1 protein-coding gene is annotated in these 725 nt (G+C 66.9%); it reads left to right on the top strand.

Going from position 1 to position 725, the window contains the following annotated elements:
- Window positions 1-725, top strand: a 725-nt coding sequence (locus MKD38_RS30765; RefSeq protein WP_252682445.1) for an NAD(P)(+) transhydrogenase (Re/Si-specific) subunit beta, incomplete at both ends; no start/stop codon positions are given.

Genomic DNA, 725 nt, shown 5'->3' on the forward strand with positions numbered 1-725 from the left:
GCCGGCCAGCACATGCTGAACCTGGCGCTGGCGGTGGCCATGGTCGGCTTCGGCATCGCCTTCTTCATGACGCAGGAATGGCTGCCGTTCCTGGTGATGCTGGCGATCGCCTTCGTGCTGGGCGTGCTGATCATCATCCCGATCGGCGGCGCCGACATGCCGGTGGTGGTGTCGATGCTGAACTCGTACTCGGGCTGGGCGGCGGCCGGCATCGGCTTCTCGCTGAACAACCCGATGCTGATCATCGCCGGCTCGCTGGTGGGGTCAAGCGGTGCCATCCTCTCGTACATCATGTGCAAGGCGATGAACCGCTCGTTCTTCAACGTGATCCTGGGCGGCTTCGGCGGCGATGCGTCGGCTGGCGTGGCCGCCGGCGCCCAGGCGCAGCGCAACGTCAAGTCGGGCTCGGCGGACGACGCCGCCTTCCTGATGGGCAACGCCGAGACCGTGATCATCGTGCCCGGCTACGGCCTGGCGGTGGCACGCGCCCAGCACGCGCTGAAGGAACTGACCGAAAAGCTGGCCGAAAAGGGCGTGACCGTGAAGTACGCGATCCACCCGGTGGCGGGCCGCATGCCGGGCCACATGAACGTGCTGCTGGCCGAGGCCGAGGTGCCGTACGACCAGGTCTTCGAGATGGAAGACATCAACAGCGAGTTCGGCCAGGCCGACGTGGTGCTGGTGCTGGGCGCCAACGACGTGGTCAACCCGGCGGCCAAGACCGA

This window comes from Cupriavidus sp. WGlv3, from assembly GCF_023952475.1.
Classification (GTDB): Bacteria; Pseudomonadota; Gammaproteobacteria; order Burkholderiales; family Burkholderiaceae; genus Cupriavidus; species Cupriavidus phytorum.